Genomic DNA, 18,731 nt, shown 5'->3' with positions numbered 1-18,731 from the left:
TTAACTAAATTTTGATCTGTTATTTATTATTCTTATATTCACTGTTGCGCGTGTTGACGGGTGCTACGCCATTTCACAAAGTCGTGATTCTAACTGATTTTGCTCGTCAATTGATAGTGCCTGTTCATTTTTATTTGAAACGATAAAAATATCTTCAACTCGCTCACCATAGGTACTGATTTTTGCGGTGTGAACAATAACATCACACTCCTGAAAAACCTGACCAATATCAGCGAGTAAACCAGGTCTATCCATTGCGACTACTTCGATTGAGCAGACATTGGGATTATTGTGCTTAATGAAACTGATCTTAGTGCGCACTTTAAACTGCTTGAGCTTACTCGGGATCGGCTTATTGGAAACGTCTATGGCTTCACCTTCGGTCAAGTACTGATTCAATGTTGTCTTGATGTTGTCCAAGTAATAAAGGTCTTTCAAAGGATGTCCTTTACCATCTAGCACAACAAAGGTGTTTAAGGTGTAACCGTCTTTTGATGTCATGATTTTTGCGTCATGAATAGACAGCTTCTTCGCCGATAACACCGATACGATGGTGGCAAATATATTGCTTTTGTCTTTGGTGTAGACGAATACTTCGGTACCACCTCGATAAGGTTTTTCGCTGATTATCACCAAGGGTTTTTGCTTATCATGACTGAGAATGTGCCGCGCATGCCAAGCTTGCTGCGTCGGCGTGTAGCGCAAGAAGTAATCTGGCTTGAGCTGCTTCCATAACGTTTTTACTGATTCAAGATCAATACCTTGCTCGGCAACTTTCTCCAAGGCTTTTTGGCGGTTTTCACGAATTTTAGTGCGTAATTCAACCGGTTTTTCCAAACCGCGTCTAAATGCCGCTTTTGTCGCAAAGTACAGCTCCTGCAATAAATTAGACTTCCAACTGTTCCATAAGCTTTCGTTAGTGGCACGCATGTCCGCGACGGTTAAGCAGTATAGATAGTCCAGTCTATTTTCATCTCGCACTACGCTAGCGAATTTGGCAATAACTTCAGGATCTGAAATATCTTTTCGTTGCGCCGTAACCGACATTAATAAGTGATGCTGTACTAACCAAGCGACGAGACGAGAATCATGCTCTGACATCTTATGAACTTTACCAAAAGCCAAAGCATCAACTGCGCCTAATTTACTGTGATCACCGCCTCGACCTTTGGCGATATCATGAAAAATACCGGCGATATATAACAGCTCAGGCTTGCGAATTTTTTGCGCTATGGTCGAGCACAATGGAAATTCGTGATTATGCTCAGGCAAAGAAAAACGATACAGGTTTTTGATCAGTCGGTAACTGTGTTCATCAACGGAATAAGCGTGAAACAAATCAAATTGCATTTGACCAACAATACTCTGCCATTCCGGTAAGTAATTGGCTAAGATTTCGTGACGATGCATTAAGTTAAAAGCGCGTCCTAAGCCATTTGGATGACGCATCAGTTCCATAAATAATGTACGGCAGGTCGCGTAATCATTAAGACCACCAATTAATCGGCGACGGGTATTTCGCATATTACGAATGGTCTGCGAGTGAATACCTTTAATTTTAGGGTTATCAGCTATCGCGATAAACAATTTTAAAAACATCGAATGGCGAATAAAGCCACGTCTGTTTTTGACTCGAATAAGTGTGCCAACTTGCTCAAAATGTTTGTCGATATCAACCGGAGTAACGTGTTGGTCTTTACCGAGAATGCCTTGCTCAAAATGTTGTAATAACATTTCATTTAATTCGTTAATGGAGTTAATGATACGGAAAAAGCGTTTCATCATACGTTCAACCGCCGGTTTACCATCATCACCAAACCCCATCATGTTGGCCACGTCGCCCTGATAATCAAACAACAGGCGATTTTCACTGCGCCCAGCGACGATATGCAAACAAAAGCGCATACGCCATAAATAATCCTGACACTCTATCAGTTCGGCCAGTTCATTGTCTGATAAGTAATCGTGTTCGACCAATTGCTGAATGGTATTGGCAAGGAAGTGACGCTTGGCTACCCAGCTTATGGTTTGAATATCACGCAGGCCACCTGGGTTGGCTTTCAAATTAGGCTCTAGGGTATAAGCGGCACCTCGGTATTGTTGGTGACGCTGTTTTTGTTCGTCGCGTTTGGCAATAAAAAACTTATCCGAAGGCCAAAACTCTTTTTTATTTAGGTGCGGGCGTAATTGCTCTTCAAGCATGGTATTGCCACAGATCAAACGCGATTCAAGTAAGTTTGTGGCAATCGTAACATCGGCTTTAGCGCGTGTTACACACTCCTTCACACTGCGCACGCTATGACCAATATCGAGTCGAATATCCCATAACTCGGTTATAAACGCTGCTATATAGTGTTCCAATTCTTTACTGATTTTGGACTGGGTCAGAATCAAAATGTCGACATCTGAATGCGGATGTAACTCGCCTCGACCATAACCGCCAACCGCGAGTAGGCTGATTTGATGTTCGTCCAAATGGTGTTGACACCATACCTTTTGCAAAACCTGATCAACAAAGTCGGCTCGAGCGTGAACTAGGGCTGTGATTTCATATTTGTGAAAATTGTCAATCAACCATTGGTAAAACTCTTGGCCGAGTTCGACCAGTTCGCTGGTGGATAAAGCCAATGCCGCCGGAGCAAGTTTGCTGGTGAGGTGTGCAGGTATTATTGGGTTATGTAACATGAAACGTCGCAGCCTATATCAAGTATATGGTTTTAGTTTATTAGCACTTAGTAGGTCAGTCTGTTTAGGCAATAAAAAAGCCCTGACTCAATATCTAAGTCAAGGCTTTATTGTCTACTAGTTATGCATGATGCGTTGAATACCTTTTTCGTCATCACGTAAGGTCAGTATTTCACAACCTGTATTGGTCACTAATATCGTATGTTCCCATTGTGCTGAGTTTTTACCGTCCACTGTGTAGGCTGTCCAACCGTCGTCTTTGTCTAATACCGTGCCGCCTTTACCCAAGTTGATCATTGGTTCTATGGTAAAAATCATACCAGGCTGCATTTTACGGTTATCGGCATTTTTGTAGTGCAGTATTTGTGGCTCTTCATGGAACACACTGCCAATACCGTGACCGCAAAAGTCTTTTACAATGCCGTAACGGCCAGCTTTTTTTATGTATTTTTGAATGGTCGCACCGATATCGGCAAAGGTATTGCCTGGCTTTACCTTTTTAATGGCCGCATATAGGCTTTCTTGAGTAATACGACATAAACGTCGATTCTCTGGCGATACGTCGCCAATCAGAAACATTTTCGAGGTGTCACCGTGAAAGTAAGTGCGATCTTGCTCGGCTGTCGTGTCATCATCTAGGCTAATTTTAACGGTAATATCGATGTTGACGATATCACCATCTTGCAGAATATGCGCAGATGGAATGCCGTGACAAACCACATGATTGACTGATGTACAAATGGATTTTGGGAAACCACCTTCGCCATTTTGATCCGCACCATAATTTAATGGTGCAGATAAGGCATTGTTTTCGGCGGTGAAGTCGGCACAAATTTGGTCTAGCTCAGCGGTTGTTACACCGGCTTTTACATGAGGCTCAATCATTTGCAGAACCTGAGCAGCCAGTTTACCAGCTACACGCATTTTTTCGATTTCATCTTGCGTTTTAATAGCAATACTCATCAGTTTCCTCAGTGGTTAGCGACAGGCGTTTGTCTAGGATAATCGTCTAGGGGAATCAAAGCCTGCGAAATCAATATTTTAAAAGACTAAATAATAACCCAGCTTTATTGAAAAAGCACCTGCACGCCATGAAATTTAACGGTCTTGGCTGTGACCGTTAAAAAAAATGCCCTAAGACACTAGATTTAGGTCGTTTTATGTACTTTCTGCTTTTCTTTTACTGGCAATAATGGTATAAAGCACGGCTCCTGATAAACAGCATTTATCTGTGGTCAGGAAACCCTGTGGTTAATGTATTATGTTAATCACAGATAAATTAAATTTTTTATTAATCTCACATACATTCAGCGAACATATTCCGGGGTGCCTGTTACCTGCCTTAAGGTAACCATAGGTCGGAGATATGGAATGTATGAACGCATAACCCCAAGAGGATTTTAAAATGCCAAACGTATCTATGCGCGACATGCTTAAAGCAGGTGTTCACTTCGGTCACAAAACTCGTTACTGGAACCCTAAGATGAAGCCATTCATCTTCGGTGCTCGTGACAAAGTTCATATCATCAACCTTGAAACGACTGTTCCAATGTTCAACGAAGCTCTTCAATTCCTAGCTGACGTTTCAGCTAAGAAAGGTAAAGTTTTATTCGTTGGTACTAAACGTGCAGCAAGTGATTCAGTTCGTGAAGCAGCTAGCAAGTGTGACCAATTCTACGTTGATCACCGCTGGTTAGGTGGTATGTTGACTAACTGGAAAACAGTTCGTCAATCAATTCGTCGCCTAAAAGAACTTGAAACTCAAAGCCAAGACGGTACTTTCGATGCTCTTACTAAGAAAGAAGCATTGATGCGTACTCGTGAAATGGAAAAGCTTGAGAAAAGCCTTGGTGGTATCAAAAACATGGGTGGCCTACCTGACGCTATCTTCGTTATCGATGCTGACCACGAGCACATTGCTATTAAAGAAGCAAACAACTTAGGTATTCCTGTAGTTGCAGTTGTTGATACTAACTCAAACCCTGATGGCGTTGACTATATCGTTCCTGGTAACGATGATGCTATCCGTGCAGTTAGCCTATACCTTGAGTCTGCAGCTAACGCAGTAATCGAAGGTCGCGATACAAACATCGCCGTTGCAGCAGAAAAAGACGGTTTCGTAGAAGCTGAATAATTGCTGCATGTCACAGGTGTCATCTCTTTGACATCTGTGGCTGATACCCTTTAAGGAAAGGGAATTCTTTCCCTTTCGCATGAAAAAATACAGATATTTAGAGGAATAAGTCATGGCAATTACTGCTAAAGACGTTAAAGAATTACGTGACCGCACTGGCGCGGGCATGATGGATTGTAAAAAAGCTCTTCAAGAAGCTGACGGTGACATGGAACTTGCGATTGAAAACATGCGTAAGTCTGGTCAAGCTAAAGCGGCTAAAAAAGCGGGTAACATCGCAGCTGAAGGCGCAATCATCATCAAGCAAGCTGAAGGTGTTGCGGCACTAGTTGAAGTTAACTGTCAAACTGACTTCGTTGCTAAAGATTCTAACTTCCTTGGTTTTGCTAACGAAGTTGCTGATTACGCGATCGCTAACAAGCCATCTATCGATGCGCTTAAAGCACACTTTGAAGAAACTCGTGTTGCTCTAGTTGCTAAAATCGGTGAAAACATGAACGTTCGTCGTGTTGAGTACATCGAAGGTGCAGCTCTAGCGTCTTACATCCACGGTGGCACTATCGGTGTTGTTGTGTCTGGTGAAGGTGACGCAGAAAGCTTGAAGCACGTTGCAATGCACGTTGCTGCTTCAAAGCCTGAGTACGTTAACCCTGAAGACGTTCCAGCTGACGTAGTTGAAAAAGAGAAATCTATCCAAATCGACATCGCGATGAACGAAGGCAAGCCTGCTGAAATCGCTGAGAAGATGGTTACTGGCCGTATGAAGAAATTCACTGGCGAGATCTCTTTGACTGGTCAAGCATTCATCATGGAACCTAAGCGCACTGTTGGTGACGTTCTTAAAGAGAAAGGTGTTTCTGTTTCGAATTTCGTTCGCCTAGAAGTTGGTGAAGGTATCGAGAAGAAAGAAGAAGATTTCGCAGCTGAAGTAGAAGCGCAAATCGCTGCTGCTAAAGGTGAGTAATTTTATTGGTTGATTACAACCGATAACGTCATCTTCTGACTTTTTAAAACCCCGCTAAAGCGGGGTTTTTTATTGCCTGAAATTGTTGTCAGATTGCGCATTGATGATGCCTGTCAGCGCTGTTATGATGGCTCTATAAATGAATATAATAGCAATGCATATGGAACGAATGTGTTTACTGGCAAGTATTTACGAGAAATAATATCGCTAGGTTTTGGTGGTATCATCACCGGTTTTTTTTATTTTCTTGTCGAATATCAACCGTTTTTGTACGTCCCTGAGTATGTCGGTTTTGATCAAGCGCTGAGTTATGATGAGTATTCCATTTCTTTGATTGTCGCGATCAGTATTACTGTGACGGTATTTTTTCTTGGCCTTGGGCGTTATCTTTATGATGTTAAGGGCGTCAAGTACCTGTTGATGGTGATGGCACCGACTCTGATCCACGTCACCATCCGTATAGACCTATATACCTTTCAAGTACCTCTTACCGCAGCGGTAGCCATCCCTGCGCTGCTGGTGGCCTGTATTATCATGCTCCCTAAGAGCCGCATGCCATAAAGCAGTGGATAATTGTGATAATAGGTATTAAAATAGCGCAGATTTAATTATGCAATTGAATTGTGTATAAATTTTATACTAATCATGCTGGTTTGGGGCATTTACCCATAGCAAACCGCCAGACACCATAGAAATAGGATTAGCAAGTATGAGCCTAACACCAAAACCAACGTATCGTCGTATTTTACTTAAACTTAGTGGTGAAGCCTTAATGGGTGATGAAGGCTTTGGAATCGATCCAAAGATTCTAGATCGCATGGCACAAGAAATTAAAGAATTAGTCGAAATGGGCGTGCAAGTTGGTCTTGTCATCGGTGGCGGTAATCTATTCCGCGGTGCTGGATTGGCGGCGGCAGGTATGAACCGAGTTGTTGGCGACCAAATGGGTATGCTAGCAACGGTAATGAATGGTTTAGCCATGCGCGATGCACTGCACCGTGCGTTTGTTAACGCACGTTTGATGTCAGCCATTGACTTAAAAGGTGTATGTGATGGATACAACTGGGCAGAAGCCATCAGTTTGTTAAAATCAGGCCGAGTGGTGATTTTCTCTGCAGGTACAGGTAATCCATTTTTTACGACAGACTCAGCAGCGTGTTTGCGCGGTATCGAAATTGAAGCCGATGCGGTATTTAAAGGTACCAAAGTAGACGGTATTTACTCTGCAGACCCTGTAACCAATCCTGACGCTGAACTATACTCTCAGCTAACCTATAACGAAGTTTTAGATCAAGAATTAAAAGTCATGGATTTAGCAGCCTTTACCTTGGCTCGTGACCACTCCATGCCAGTTCGTGTATTTAACATGAACAAACAAGGTGCTTTAAAATCCATTATCTTGGGTAGCGAAGAAGGCACTTTGATCGATCACGCTGAAAATATTAATAAATAATACTTTGTAAGTATTAGCAAAACCAAAGTTTAAAGAGAAAAGGAAACTGTTTTGATTAACGATATTAAACAAGATGCTCGTAGCCGTATGGGCAAAAGCATTGACGCGTTAAAAGTAAACCTTAACAAAATTCGTACTGGCCGTGCTCACGCATCTTTGCTAGATAACATCAGCCTTGAGTACTATGGTGTGGATACGCCATTGAATCAGGTTGGCTCTATTTCTACGCCTGATGCACGTACTATCGCTATTACAGTATTTGATAAGTCAATGATCAGTGCTGTTGAAAAAGCTATCATGGCGTCAGATTTGGGATTAAACCCATCGTCTCAGGGCACCTTGATTCGCATCCCATTGCCACCGTTAACAGAAGAGCGTCGTCGCGATTTGGTTAAAGTTGTTGGTGGTGAAATCGAGAATGGTAAAATTGCCATTCGTAATATTCGCCGTGATGCTAACTCAGACATCAAGTCATTAAATAAAGATAAAGACATCAGTGATGATGAAGCGCGTCAAGCTGAAGATGAAATTCAAAAGATTACCGATGAATTCGTTAAGCAAGCAGACGAACTTGCAGCAGCAAAAGAAAAAGAACTGATGGAAATCTAATCCTTCATGTTCAAGTAAAAGCCGTAAACTTAGCGTCTGTATGACAGATAATGAGTTTGCGGCATTTTGTTAAATGGATGAGATGTGACAATAAGTAACAATAACAATATTGAGCATGCGTCACTGCCACAACATGTGGCTATTATCATGGATGGTAATGGTCGTTGGGCACAGCAGCAGGGTAAGGTTCGTGTCGCAGGCCATAAGGCTGGCGTAGAATCGGTACGTGCCTGTGTAACAAAGGCAAGAAAAATGGGAGTTAAAGCACTTACCTTGTTCGCCTTCAGTTCTGAAAACTGGATGCGACCAAAAGATGAAGTAAGTGTATTAATGGATTTGTTTATGTTTGTGTTGACCAGAGAAGTCAAACGATTACATAACAACAATATTCGTTTCCAATTGATAGGCGATAAACGTCGTTTCTCAGAAAAATTACAAAAAAAGATCGTTGATGCTGAGCAGCTAACGAAAAATAATGATGCAATGGTGTTGTCCATCGCGGCCAATTATGGCGGGCGTTGGGACATAGCCAAGGCAACGCAAAAAATTGCTCAACATGCTCTGGCGGGAGACATCGACGTAAACGACATTGATGAGCATTTGCTTAATCAGTACATTAATTTAGCGGATTTACCTGAACTCGATATGTTGATCAGGACTGGGGGAGACTATCGCATAAGCAACTTCTTGCTTTGGCAAGCGGCCTATGCGGAGTTTTATTTTACCGAAACATTATGGCCCGACTTCAAGGAACAAGCGTTTGAAACAGCGCTGCTATCATATTCCGATCGGGAGCGACGCTTCGGTAAAACCGGTGATCAGGTAAAGGCCGAGAAAACTGAAAAGGATTAACGTTTGTTAAAGCAACGTATTATTACAGCTGCAGTATTGGCGCCTCTGGCGATAGCGGCTATTTTCTTCTTATCTTTGCAAAACCTTGCCGCCATTCTCATGGCCGTATTGGCAATTGGTGCATGGGAGTGGGGGCCATTAATGGGCTTCGATACCAAGCCACGTCGCATTGGTTTTGTCAGTGCTTTGATTATCAGTATCTTAGCGATGTGGTACATTATACCACCGCAAGACGTGTGGAGCTTGGTTGGCAATATTAACCCTTGGGTTGTGTTTGTTTTATCAATCTCTTGTTGTTGGTGGGCGATTAGCGCCATCATGATTTTTAAATACCCAAGACATTCTGATTTTTGGAGCAGCCATCGCAGTGTGCGTGGTGTGTTTGGTATGCTCACCCTAGCGCCAACCTGGTTAGCGTTTTTAACATTGCGCGCCAACAACTACACATTGGATGAATATCACGGTACCTATTTAATATTGTTATTGTTTGCCATGGTGTGGAGTGCGGACATCGGTGCTTATTTTGCCGGCAAGCGATTTGGTAAAAATAAACTTATGCCAAATGTTAGCCCAGGTAAAACCATTGAAGGTTTTATCGGTGGTGTGTTAAGTGCAGCACTGGTCGCGATTATAGCTGGTCTAGTGTTTGGTTGGAGCGGTATACAAATCGCTAAAGTCGTCGCATTGGCCTTACTTATTAGTACGGTGTCCGTGGTTGGCGATCTTACCGAAAGCATGCTTAAGCGCCAAGCGGGCGTAAAAGACAGTGGCAGCATATTGCCAGGTCATGGCGGTGTGCTCGACCGTATCGATAGTCTAACGGCAACAGCGCCAGTCTTTGCACTTTGCTTGATTTTATTTGGTTGGTAGTCGGTTAATGCAAGGCTTATCCGTCCTTGGAGCCACCGGCTCCATTGGTTTCAATACTCTTGATATTGTGCGTCGTCACCCCGACAAGTACCGCGTGATCAGTCTGAGTGCTAATCAACGCGTCGCACAAATGCATCAATTGTGTCTTGAGTTTAAGCCACAAACCGTGGTCATGGTCGATTCGCAAGCGGCTGAGCAATTAAAGCTTAAGTTAATGGAAAGTGGCGACCACCAGATTCAAGTGTTACAAGGTCAACAGGCACTAATTGCCTTGGTTAGAGAGCCGCAGGTCGATATCGTAATGGCCGCCATTGTCGGTGCGAGTGGTTTATTGCCGACTCTTGAAGCGGTTAAAGCCGATAAAAAAGTGTTACTGGCTAACAAAGAAGCCTTGGTCACATCAGGGCAGATTTTTATCGATGCTCTGCATGATTCTAATGCCACGCTATTACCGATTGATAGCGAGCATAACGCCATATTTCAGTGTCTACCAAAGCCAATGCAAAAAGGCATAGGCAGTGCACATATCAAAGATAACGGCATCAGTAAGGTCTTATTGACCGGCTCTGGTGGTCCATTTAGAACATTGCCGTTAGAACAGTTTAATGCCATAACCCCTGCTCAGGCTTGCGCTCACCCTAACTGGGATATGGGCCGAAAAATATCTGTCGACTCTGCGACCATGATGAACAAAGGTTTAGAGTTCATTGAAGCAAAATGGCTATTTAATCTGAGTCCCGATGATATTCAAGTCGTATTGCACCCACAATCGACGATTCATTCGATGGTGCAATACAAAGATGGCTCAGTAATCGCGCAAATGGGTAACCCTGATATGCGCACACCGATTGCTCATGCCATGGCTTATCCACAACGTATTGACGCTGGCGTCGAACCTTTTGACTTTTTCCGTTGTCAAAACTTTGAATTCGGTGAAGCCGATTTTGAGCGCTACCCGAATTTAAAATTGGCCATAGAAGCCTGTCGCGCCGGTCAGGGCGCGTGTACCGCCTTGAATGCTGCGAATGAAGTTGCGGTAGAGGCTTTTTTACAAGAACAAATAAAATTTACTGATATCGCTTGTATTAACGCTGACGTAATGCAGCAATTTAAGGATACCGATATCGATTGTATTGATGGTGTGCTGCAATTGGACAGTCAGGCAAGACATGCGGCAGTGGTATTAGTTGAGACCATAAAGGAACGTATTTGATGTTTGAATTTCTCTGGAACCTCGGTTCATTTGTTGTTGCTTTAGGTCTATTAGTGACCGTGCATGAATATGGCCATTTTTGGGTTGCACGAAAATGTGGTGTTCGAGTAGAGAGATTTTCCGTTGGTTTTGGTAAAACCTTGTGGCGTCGTTTCGACAAGCAGGGGACCGAATATGTTGTCGCCTTAATTCCCCTAGGTGGCTATGTCAAAATGCTTGACGGTCGTGTTGATGATGTTAGCGAGGCAGATAAGCCTTACGCATTTGATGGTAAATCAGTCTATCAACGTATCGCTATTGTCGCCGCCGGACCAATTGCAAACTTCTTATTTGCTATCGTGGCGTTCTATATAATGTTTTTGATTGGCATGACCAATCTTAAACCTATCGTTGGTGAGGTCGAAGCGAATTCAATCGCAGCTCAAGCTGGCATTACCTCAGAAAGTGAAATCATCAGCATCGCCGATAAACGCACATTAGATTGGCAAGCGGTGAATATGGGCTTAGTTGGTCATATCGGCGATCCTAAGATAGAAATAGAGACCCGTGCAAGCGATACAACTTACGTGCAAAAACATACGCTTGACACCCGAGATTGGCAGTTTGAACCGAGCGAAACCACCGCTATGCAGAGCCTTGGTTTTAGCCCTTTTATGCCAGAAATAATGCCGATTGTTGCGCGTGTTGTTGAAAATCAAGCAGCCGCAAATGCTGGAATTTTACTCGAAGATGAAATAATCGCAGTCAATGGTCAGAAAATAGATGGTAATTGGCAGCGATTTGTGGATACTATTGTGCAAAATCCAAATCGTTCAGTGGCAATTACTGTGGTTCGCGCAGGACAAGAGCAAACAATTAATGTTCTTGTGGGAACTCAGACCGATAACGAGGGTCGTAGTCTAGGTTATGTTGGATTATCGCCAACATTATCGCCTTGGCCAGAGAGCCACAAAGTTGAGATTGCCTACGGGCCAATCGAAGCCGCAGGGAAGGCTGTTGATAGTACTTGGAATCTAATCGTTCTCAGTTTTGATATGATTGGTAAATTATTTACCGGTCAGGTCAGTGTCAATAACTTAAGTGGTCCAATAGCCATAGCCCAGGGGGCGGGTAGCAGCGCCGGGGTAGGTTTAGTATACTTTCTTAGCTTTCTCGCTCTGATAAGTGTCAATCTAGGGATTATTAACCTGTTACCGTTACCTATATTGGATGGCGGACATTTGCTTTACTATTCCATTGAACTGGTAACCGGCAAGCCGGTTTCCGAAAAAGTGCAGGAAATAGGATTTAAAATTGGAGCGCTGGTATTGTTGACCTTGATGAGCATCGCTATCGTCAATGACGTATCCAGACTCTGACAAGACGGCTTTAGCCGCATAACATGAAAAGTTGATTAAAACCCATGATAATAAAAAAACTCGCCTTAGCAGTATTATTGGGCAGCGTTGGTAGCCAAGCATTTGGTGCCAATGAGTTTGTCGTAGAAGATATCGAAGTAAAAGGGCTACAGAGAGTTGCCTTAGGGGCTGCTTTGACTCATATTCCGCTCAGTGTCGGTGACGAACTGAACGAATTTCGTATCGCCCAGTCGATCAAGTCTCTGTATGCATCTGGTCACTTTCATGACATTAAAGTCTTGCGTGACGGTAAAAAACTGATCTTTAGAGTGAAAGAGCGTGAAACCATCTCAGAAATTATTTTCGATGGTAATGACGACATCAAAGACGAACAATTGCAAGAAAGTCTAGATGGTTCGGATATTCGCGTTGGTGAAACTCTAGACCGTTCAGTTTTAACTGGCATTGAAACCGGACTTGAAGACTTCTATCACAGTGTTGGTAAATACAACGCTAAAGTAACGACGAAAATTGCCCACTTACCGCGCAACCGTATTAACCTGACCTTCGAGTTTGATGAAGGTGATGCGGCAGAAATTGAACAAATCAATATCGTTGGTAACGAATTATTCTCAGACGCCGAATTGTTAGACAAGGTTGAGTTAACTTATGACTCGCCTTGGTGGAACTTTATGGCGCAAGATCGCTATCAGAAGCAAACGCTGCAAGGCGATATGGAGACCATCGAAAGTCATTACCTTGACCGTGGTTACCTGCGCTTCAATATCGATTCCACACAAGTATCCATGACCCCAGATAAAGAAGGTGTTTATATCACCATGAATATATCTGAGGGTGAAAAGTACATGGTCAGCGAAATTGAATTTATCGGCGATATGGCGGGTTATGAAAAAACCATTAAAGCCATTTCTCCGTTACGTGCTGATGAACTGTATAATGGCGCTGAAGTTACCTATACCGAAGAGTTGATTTCAAAATTCCTAGGCCGTTTCGGTTATGCTTATCCGAAAGTGCAAACAGGTACTGAAATTAATGACGAAGATAAGACAGTAAAACTTATCGTCTCCGTTGACCCTGGTAAGCGTATTTACGTTAATCGACTTAACTTCACTGGTAACGATGTTACCGCGGAACAAGTCTTACGCCGTGAAATGCGTCAAATGGAAGGCTCATGGTTGTCAAACAACTGGTTAGAAGCCTCTAAGATGCGTGTCCAGCGTCTACCTTATTTTGAATCGGTTGAGTTTGAATCAACACCAGTTCCTGGTGAAGAAGATTTAGTCGATGTTGACTTTACCGTTAAAGAGCAACCGTCAGGATCATTTACCGCAGGTATTGGTTATGGCTCCTACTCAGGTTTGAGTTTGAATGCAGGTATTCAGCAGAATAACTTTTTAGGTACTGGTAATCGTTTAGGCTTCCAAGTTAATACCATGCGTTATTCTCAAAGCGCGACGATTTCATATACCGATCCATATTTCACCATTGATGGTATTTCACTTGGTGGTAATATCTTCTACAGTGAATTCGATGCCGGTGAAGCAAACCTTGTAGCCTATAACAATACCTCATATGGTGTTGGTGCCAATATTGGTTACCCGGTAAATGAATATGTTCGTTTGAATTTTGGTATTGGTTATAAAAACTCAGACATATCTAACTTGCAGACTTACGAGCAAATTAAAGAGTTTTATGACATTTTTAAGGATCCAAATGATCCGGATGCCAAACTAAACTTCGAAACTTACGATTTTAATGCGTCTATTTCACGTATTACCCTTAACCGTGGTACATTCCCTACAGCGGGTTCATCGCAAATACTATCTGGTAAGATTACTATTCCGGATGTGTCTGATGTGGAATACTTTAAACTTAAGTACGATGCCAAGTATTACTTCCCGCTTAGCCGCGATCACAGCTGGACTGTGTTAGCACGCTTTGAAGCAGGTTACGGTAACGGTTATGGTTCAATCAACGGCAACGATCAATTATTGCCATTCTGGGAGAACTTCCGTGCTGGTGGTGCAACCACGTTACGTGGTTTTGAAAACAACACCGTAGGTCCTCGAGCGATTTATCGCTATCCAAGCCAATCGCCAGGCTTACCAGGTGAAGGTGGTGAGGTAAGCCCTCCAGATCAAGATGCTATTGTTATCTCTGATCGAAGTGTGGGTGGTAACGCTATGGCCATTGCCGGTGTCGAGCTAATAGTGCCAACGCCGTTCCTTGATGAAAGTTATTCAAATTCAGTACGAACCAGTGTGTTTGTCGATGCGGGTAACGTATGGGATACTGAGTTCAGTTTATCTGATTACAGTGCGCTTAATCCGATAGAGTTTCAGAAAATTGCCGATTTCTCAGATCCAGGTCGTATTCGTACGTCAGCGGGTTTGTCAATTCAGTGGTTATCACCAATGGGTCCAATGATCTTTAACTTTGCAAAACGCTTGCGTAGTGAAGATGGTGATGATACCGAATTCTTCAGTTTCAACATTGGTAAAACATTTTAATTTACCAAGTAAACAAATTACTTTAAGGCGGCCGAGATCGCCAGTAAACAAGATTAAATTTAATAGGAGATATGTGTGAAAAATTTACTTAAATCTGCGGCGCTTACGGCCGTTGCCTCAACCATGATGATGGCGTCTTCTGTTGCAATGGCAGCAGATCAGAAAATCGGTACCGTAAACGTGCAACAAGTGATTTCACAATTGCCACAAATGGCAGATATTCAGCAAACAATTACTGCTGAATTCAAGGATCAAGTAGACGCATTGAAGAAGCTTGAAGGTGACATCAAATACAAGATGGAAAAACGTCAACGTGACGAAGCCATCATGAGCAAAAAAGAAATCGAAGCATTAGAAGGTGAAATCATTGAATTACGCCAAAACTATGCTGCTCAAGCGCAACCATTACAGCAGAACTTGAAGCGTCGTGAGCAAGAAGAACAACAAAAAATTTTTCAGCTAGTGAAAAAAGCCGTTGACGCGGTTGCTTCAAAAGAAGGTTATGACCTAGTCATTCAACAATCAGCTGTTGCATTTTCTAAGCCAGATTTGGATATCTCAGCTAAAGTTGTAGAACAAGCCTCTAAAACCCAATAAGGTCTTATATGGTAACTTTAGGTGAACTAGCCAGACAGCTTGGTGGTTCAGTACAAGGGGATGAATCTACCCAGATTCATTCCCTTGGCACATTAACAGATGCCAAATCTGGGCAAATAGCCTTTTTAGCTAATGCCAAATACCGTCAGTATCTAGAAGATACCCAAGCCAGTGCGGTTATTGTTTCAAAAGCACATGCGAAATATTGCAGCACCAATGCATTGGTTCTAGATAATCCGTATCTTGGCTTTGCCAAAGTCGCGCAATTACTCGATACCACACCAAAAGCAGCAAGCGATATTGCGCCGACGGCGGTTATCTCTGACGATGCTCGCCTAGGTGAAGGTGTCTGTATCGGCGCAAATTCCGTTATCGAAAGTGGCGTTACCCTTGGTGATAATGTCATCATCGGTGCTAATTGCTTTATCGGTAAAGACGCTAAAATTGGCCGTAATAGTCAACTTTGGTCGAACGTCAGTATTTATCATCGAGTCGAACTCGGCAGTGACTGCTTAGTTCAAGCCAATACGGCCATAGGTAGCGATGGTTTTGGCTACGCTAACGATAAAGGCATCTGGGAAAAAATTCCACAATTGGGTACCGTACTGATCGGCAACAATGTTGAAATCGGCGCATGTACTACAATTGATAGGGGCGCGCTGGAAAACACTGAAATTGATGATAATTGTATTATCGATAATCAGGTGCAGATAGCCCATAACGTTAAAATAGGTTATGGCACCGCTATCGCTGGTTGTACCGTTGTTGCCGGCAGCACCAAAGTTGGCAAACATTGTATTATTGCCGGCATGGTGGCGATTACAGGGCATGTTGAAATTGCCGACGGCACCTCATTTACCGGTATGAGTATGGTAACCAAAGGCATTAAAGAGCCTGGTTTGTATTCCTCAGGTATACCGGCTTTGACCAATAAAGAATGGCGTCGTAACGCCAGTCGTTATAAGCATCTCAATGAAATGTATAAACGTTTGCAAGAGTTGGAAAAACAGGTCGAAGAACTGAACAATAAAGAATCTTAACATCAGCCTAGTGCTGATGCTTGTTACAAGGAATTGGTTTTGGAAAATACTAACAACGTCATTGACATAGAAGAAATTCAGACCCTGATACCACATCGTTTTCCGTTTTTATTGGTCGATAAAGTACTGGATTACGTACCGGGTCAATCGATCCACGCCATCAAAAACGTTTCCGTTAATGAACCTGTATTTCAGGGCCATTTCCCGGAATATAAAATTTTCCCTGGAGTTATGATCCTTGAAGCTATGGCACAGGCCAGTGGTATTCTAGGATTTAAATCGGTTGAAGGCGAAGAAGGCGAAATGTTCTTGTTCGCGTCGATTGATAACGCCCGTTTTAAAAGTCCGGTAACACCGGGTGATACCATGCACTTGCATGTCGAATTTGTTAAAGAACGACGTGGTATGTGGAAATTTGCTGGTACAGCAAAAGTTGATGGCAAAGTGGTTTGTTCTGCCGACCTTATGTGTGCAAGAAAAGGTGTTTAATTAAGTGATTCATCCGCAAGCGATTATAGAGCCTGGTGCGAAACTAGGTAACAACGTCAGTATTGGACCATTCAGCTACATCGGTAACGACGTCACCATTGGTGATAACTGCGTTATCCATTCCCATGTGGTGATTAAAGGCGAAAGCCATATTGGCGATGGCAATGTGTTTTTCCAGTTTGCCTCTATTGGTGAAGATTGTCAGGATAAAAAATACGCTGGCGAACCTACTCGTTTGCAAATTGGCGATCGCAATGTGTTTCGTGAAGGTTGTACCGTACACCGTGGTACAGTGCAGGATAATGCCATTACCATCATTGGTGATGACAACTTGTTTATGGCCGGAGCACACGTCGCTCATGACGTTATCATTGGCAATAACGGTATTTTTGCCAATCATTGTAACTTAGCCGGACACTGTAAAATTGGCGATTGGGTCATTTTTGGCGGCATGTCCGGTGCGCATCAATTTACCCAAGTCGGATCCCATTCATTCGTTGGTGGTGGCGGTATTGTACTGCGAGATATTCCTCCATACGTAATGGTTTCTGGTCATCCAGCCAAACCGTTTGGTTTAAACTCTGAAGGTTTAAAGCGTCGTGGTTTTGATAAGGACGTGATCCTTAAAGTCAAACGCGCTTATAAAGAAGTGTACCGCAAAGGGCAAACCATCGCCGAAGCAAGTGCTGCTTTAGCTGAGGTTGCCAGCGAAACCCCTGAAGTGAAGACGTTTGTCGATTTCATTGAAAACTCACAGCGCGGTATCGTTCGCTAACGGTTGTTCGGAGTAGTCTGTCCATGTCGAATAAACCGGCGCCAGTTTTTGCCATTATCGTAGGCGAGCATTCAGGTGATACCTTGGGTGCTGGCTTAATGCAATCCTTACTTAACCGTTTTCCTGACGCCAAGTTTGTTGGTATCGGTGGTCCTAAAATGGAAAAATTGGGCTTTGAAAGCCTGTTTGCCATGGAAGAGCTCGCGGTTATGGGGATCGTTGAAGTATTAGGCCGTTTGCGCCGTTTATTGCAGGTTCGCAAAGAGCTGGTGCATTATTTTGTCAATAATCGCCCCGATGTTTTTATTGGTATTGATGCCCCAGACTTTAACCTTGGCCTCGAGCTTAGGCTAAAACAACAGGGTATCAAAACGGTTCATTATGTCAGCCCCAGTGTCTGGGCTTGGCGCGAAAAACGTATTTTTAAAATCGATAAAGCCACCGATATGGTTTTGTCGTTATTGCCGTTTGAAAAAGAGTTCTACGATAAGCATCAGGTGGCATGTACCTTTGTTGGCCACCCTTTAGCAGACCAAATCCCTATGCACAGCTCACGCAGTGACGCCAGAGCAGAACTTGGTCTTGATCAACAAGCGACCTATTTAGCCATCATGCCCGGCTCTCGTGGCAGTGAGCTGAATATGTTGCTCGCAGACTTTCTTGATACCGCACGCATATTAAAAGCTAAGTACCCCGAGTTAAAGTTTGTTGCGCCCGTTATTAACGATATTCGTGAACAACAATTTAACGAAATTTGGCAACAGCATGCGCCGGAATTAGATATTTCCGTGGTGGTTAATCAAACCGACACCGTAATGGCCAGCGCCAATTGTTTATTGACCGCGTCTGGCACAGTCACCTTAGAAGGTGCGTTAATTAAAAGGCCAATGGTCGTTGCCTATAAGTTTAATTGGCTAACCGCTATTATTGGTCGAATTATGGTCAAATTAGAGTGGTTTTCGTTACCAAATCTATTGGCGAAGAAATCATTATTGCCAGAACTCTTGCAAGAGCAAGTGACCCCTGATAATTTGGCTAAAGAAGTTGAACCCTTGCTGTTTGAAGAACAGCAAACGCTGATTGATGAATTTACTAATATTCATCAAACACTGAAGCAAAATGCCAGTGAAAAAGCCGCCGATGCGGTGGTTGCGTTAATGGGCGCTTAATAGTCAGTTCTGC

The 18,731-nt window shown here is 43.1% G+C and carries 17 protein-coding genes; 15 read left to right on the top strand and 2 right to left on the bottom strand.

The genetic code is table 11. The annotated features are described in order from the left end of the window. Window positions 1-63: 63 nt before the first annotated feature. Both glnD and map read right to left on the bottom strand, forming a co-directional pair. Complete coding sequence (glnD, locus tag HII16_RS10750; RefSeq protein ID WP_169130029.1) at window positions 64-2,685, bottom strand: [protein-PII] uridylyltransferase; 2,622 nt, start codon at window positions 2,683-2,685, stop codon at window positions 64-66. 117 nt (window positions 2,686-2,802) lie between these two features. Continuing rightward, the gene (gene map, locus HII16_RS10745) at window positions 2,803-3,648 is read right to left on the bottom strand and encodes a type I methionyl aminopeptidase (protein WP_169130028.1); all 846 of its coding nucleotides are present in this window, start codon (window positions 3,646-3,648) and stop codon (window positions 2,803-2,805) included. A 442-nt stretch (window positions 3,649-4,090) separates the two neighbouring features. Between map and rpsB the strand changes: the two genes are divergently transcribed. The 15 genes from rpsB (at window position 4,091) to lpxB (ending at window position 18,718) form a co-directional block, all read left to right on the top strand. Then, entirely contained in the window at window positions 4,091-4,819 is a 729-nt protein-coding gene (gene rpsB / locus HII16_RS10740; protein ID WP_135439807.1) for a 30S ribosomal protein S2, read from the top strand. Window positions 4,820-4,931: 112 nt separating this feature from the next. Next, complete coding sequence (gene tsf, locus HII16_RS10735) at window positions 4,932-5,783, top strand: translation elongation factor Ts (protein ID WP_135439808.1); 852 nt, start codon at window positions 4,932-4,934, stop codon at window positions 5,781-5,783. Between the two features lie 171 nt (window positions 5,784-5,954). Further along, complete coding sequence (locus tag HII16_RS10730; RefSeq protein ID WP_169130027.1) at window positions 5,955-6,344, top strand: hypothetical protein; 390 nt, start codon at window positions 5,955-5,957, stop codon at window positions 6,342-6,344. A 148-nt stretch (window positions 6,345-6,492) separates the two neighbouring features. Continuing rightward, window positions 6,493-7,236 (top strand): UMP kinase, encoded by a 744-nt coding sequence (gene pyrH, locus HII16_RS10725; protein ID WP_169130026.1) that lies wholly within the window; start codon window positions 6,493-6,495, stop codon window positions 7,234-7,236. A gap of 51 nt (window positions 7,237-7,287) precedes the next feature. Continuing rightward, a complete protein-coding gene (frr, locus tag HII16_RS10720; protein ID WP_169130025.1) occupies window positions 7,288-7,845 on the top strand; it encodes a ribosome recycling factor in 558 nt (185 codons plus the stop codon). Between the two features lie 84 nt (window positions 7,846-7,929). Continuing rightward, window positions 7,930-8,697, top strand: a complete 768-nt coding sequence (locus HII16_RS10715) for an isoprenyl transferase (protein ID WP_169130024.1) — start codon at window positions 7,930-7,932, stop codon at window positions 8,695-8,697. 3 nt (window positions 8,698-8,700) lie between these two features. Next, window positions 8,701-9,567: a CDP-archaeol synthase gene (locus HII16_RS10710; RefSeq protein WP_169130023.1), complete on the top strand. Its 867-nt coding sequence runs from the start codon at window positions 8,701-8,703 to the stop codon at window positions 9,565-9,567. Between the two features lie 7 nt (window positions 9,568-9,574). Beyond that, window positions 9,575-10,780 carry a 1-deoxy-D-xylulose-5-phosphate reductoisomerase gene (gene ispC, locus HII16_RS10705; RefSeq protein ID WP_169130022.1) on the top strand — a complete coding sequence of 402 codons (1,206 nt, stop codon included), beginning with the start codon at window positions 9,575-9,577 and terminating at the stop codon, window positions 10,778-10,780. Beyond that, window positions 10,780-12,138 carry a sigma E protease regulator RseP gene (gene rseP, locus HII16_RS10700; protein ID WP_169130021.1) on the top strand — a complete coding sequence of 453 codons (1,359 nt, stop codon included), beginning with the start codon at window positions 10,780-10,782 and terminating at the stop codon, window positions 12,136-12,138. The genes ispC and rseP overlap by 1 nt, the downstream gene beginning before the upstream one ends. Window positions 12,139-12,182: 44 nt before the next feature. Then, window positions 12,183-14,648, top strand: coding sequence for an outer membrane protein assembly factor BamA (bamA, locus tag HII16_RS10695; RefSeq protein ID WP_135439816.1), 2,466 nt, complete (start codon window positions 12,183-12,185; stop codon window positions 14,646-14,648). Between the two features lie 75 nt (window positions 14,649-14,723). After that, window positions 14,724-15,245, top strand: coding sequence for an OmpH family outer membrane protein (locus HII16_RS10690; RefSeq protein ID WP_348981412.1), 522 nt, complete (start codon window positions 14,724-14,726; stop codon window positions 15,243-15,245). 8 nt (window positions 15,246-15,253) lie between these two features. Continuing rightward, window positions 15,254-16,285 (top strand): UDP-3-O-(3-hydroxymyristoyl)glucosamine N-acyltransferase, encoded by a 1,032-nt coding sequence (lpxD, locus tag HII16_RS10685; protein ID WP_169130019.1) that lies wholly within the window; start codon window positions 15,254-15,256, stop codon window positions 16,283-16,285. Between the two features lie 39 nt (window positions 16,286-16,324). Continuing rightward, on the top strand, window positions 16,325-16,774 hold the full coding sequence (gene fabZ, locus HII16_RS10680) for a 3-hydroxyacyl-ACP dehydratase FabZ (RefSeq protein WP_135439818.1): 450 nt from the start codon (window positions 16,325-16,327) through the stop codon (window positions 16,772-16,774). Window positions 16,775-16,778: 4 nt separating this feature from the next. After that, on the top strand, window positions 16,779-17,549 hold the full coding sequence (gene lpxA, locus HII16_RS10675) for an acyl-ACP--UDP-N-acetylglucosamine O-acyltransferase (RefSeq protein ID WP_169130017.1): 771 nt from the start codon (window positions 16,779-16,781) through the stop codon (window positions 17,547-17,549). Window positions 17,550-17,572: 23 nt separating this feature from the next. After that, window positions 17,573-18,718 carry a lipid-A-disaccharide synthase gene (gene lpxB, locus HII16_RS10670; RefSeq protein WP_169130015.1) on the top strand — a complete coding sequence of 382 codons (1,146 nt, stop codon included), beginning with the start codon at window positions 17,573-17,575 and terminating at the stop codon, window positions 18,716-18,718. The last annotated feature ends 13 nt before the right edge of the window (window positions 18,719-18,731 follow it).

Origin of the sequence: Thalassotalea sp. Y01, from assembly GCF_012932945.1 — a bacterium.
GTDB lineage: Bacteria > Pseudomonadota > Gammaproteobacteria > Enterobacterales > Alteromonadaceae > Thalassotalea_A.
Note: the sequence above shows the minus strand (reverse complement) of the source record. Positions and strands in the feature narration are given on the sequence as shown.

What these genes read in the sequence shown, in the direction of transcription:
- glnD (WP_169130029.1), bottom strand. Translation starts at nt 2,685, where the DNA reads ATGTTACATAACCCAATAATACCTGCACACCTCACCAGCAAACTTGCT.
- map (WP_169130028.1), bottom strand. Translation starts at nt 3,648, where the DNA reads ATGAGTATTGCTATTAAAACGCAAGATGAAATCGAAAAAATGCGTGTA.
- rpsB (WP_135439807.1), top strand. Translation starts at nt 4,091, where the DNA reads ATGCCAAACGTATCTATGCGCGACATGCTTAAAGCAGGTGTTCACTTC.
- tsf (WP_135439808.1), top strand. Translation starts at nt 4,932, where the DNA reads ATGGCAATTACTGCTAAAGACGTTAAAGAATTACGTGACCGCACTGGC.
- pyrH (WP_169130026.1), top strand. Translation starts at nt 6,493, where the DNA reads ATGAGCCTAACACCAAAACCAACGTATCGTCGTATTTTACTTAAACTT.
- ispC (WP_169130022.1), top strand. Translation starts at nt 9,575, where the DNA reads ATGCAAGGCTTATCCGTCCTTGGAGCCACCGGCTCCATTGGTTTCAAT.
- rseP (WP_169130021.1), top strand. Translation starts at nt 10,780, where the DNA reads ATGTTTGAATTTCTCTGGAACCTCGGTTCATTTGTTGTTGCTTTAGGT.
- bamA (WP_135439816.1), top strand. Translation starts at nt 12,183, where the DNA reads ATGATAATAAAAAAACTCGCCTTAGCAGTATTATTGGGCAGCGTTGGT.
- lpxD (WP_169130019.1), top strand. Translation starts at nt 15,254, where the DNA reads ATGGTAACTTTAGGTGAACTAGCCAGACAGCTTGGTGGTTCAGTACAA.
- lpxB (WP_169130015.1), top strand. Translation starts at nt 17,573, where the DNA reads ATGTCGAATAAACCGGCGCCAGTTTTTGCCATTATCGTAGGCGAGCAT.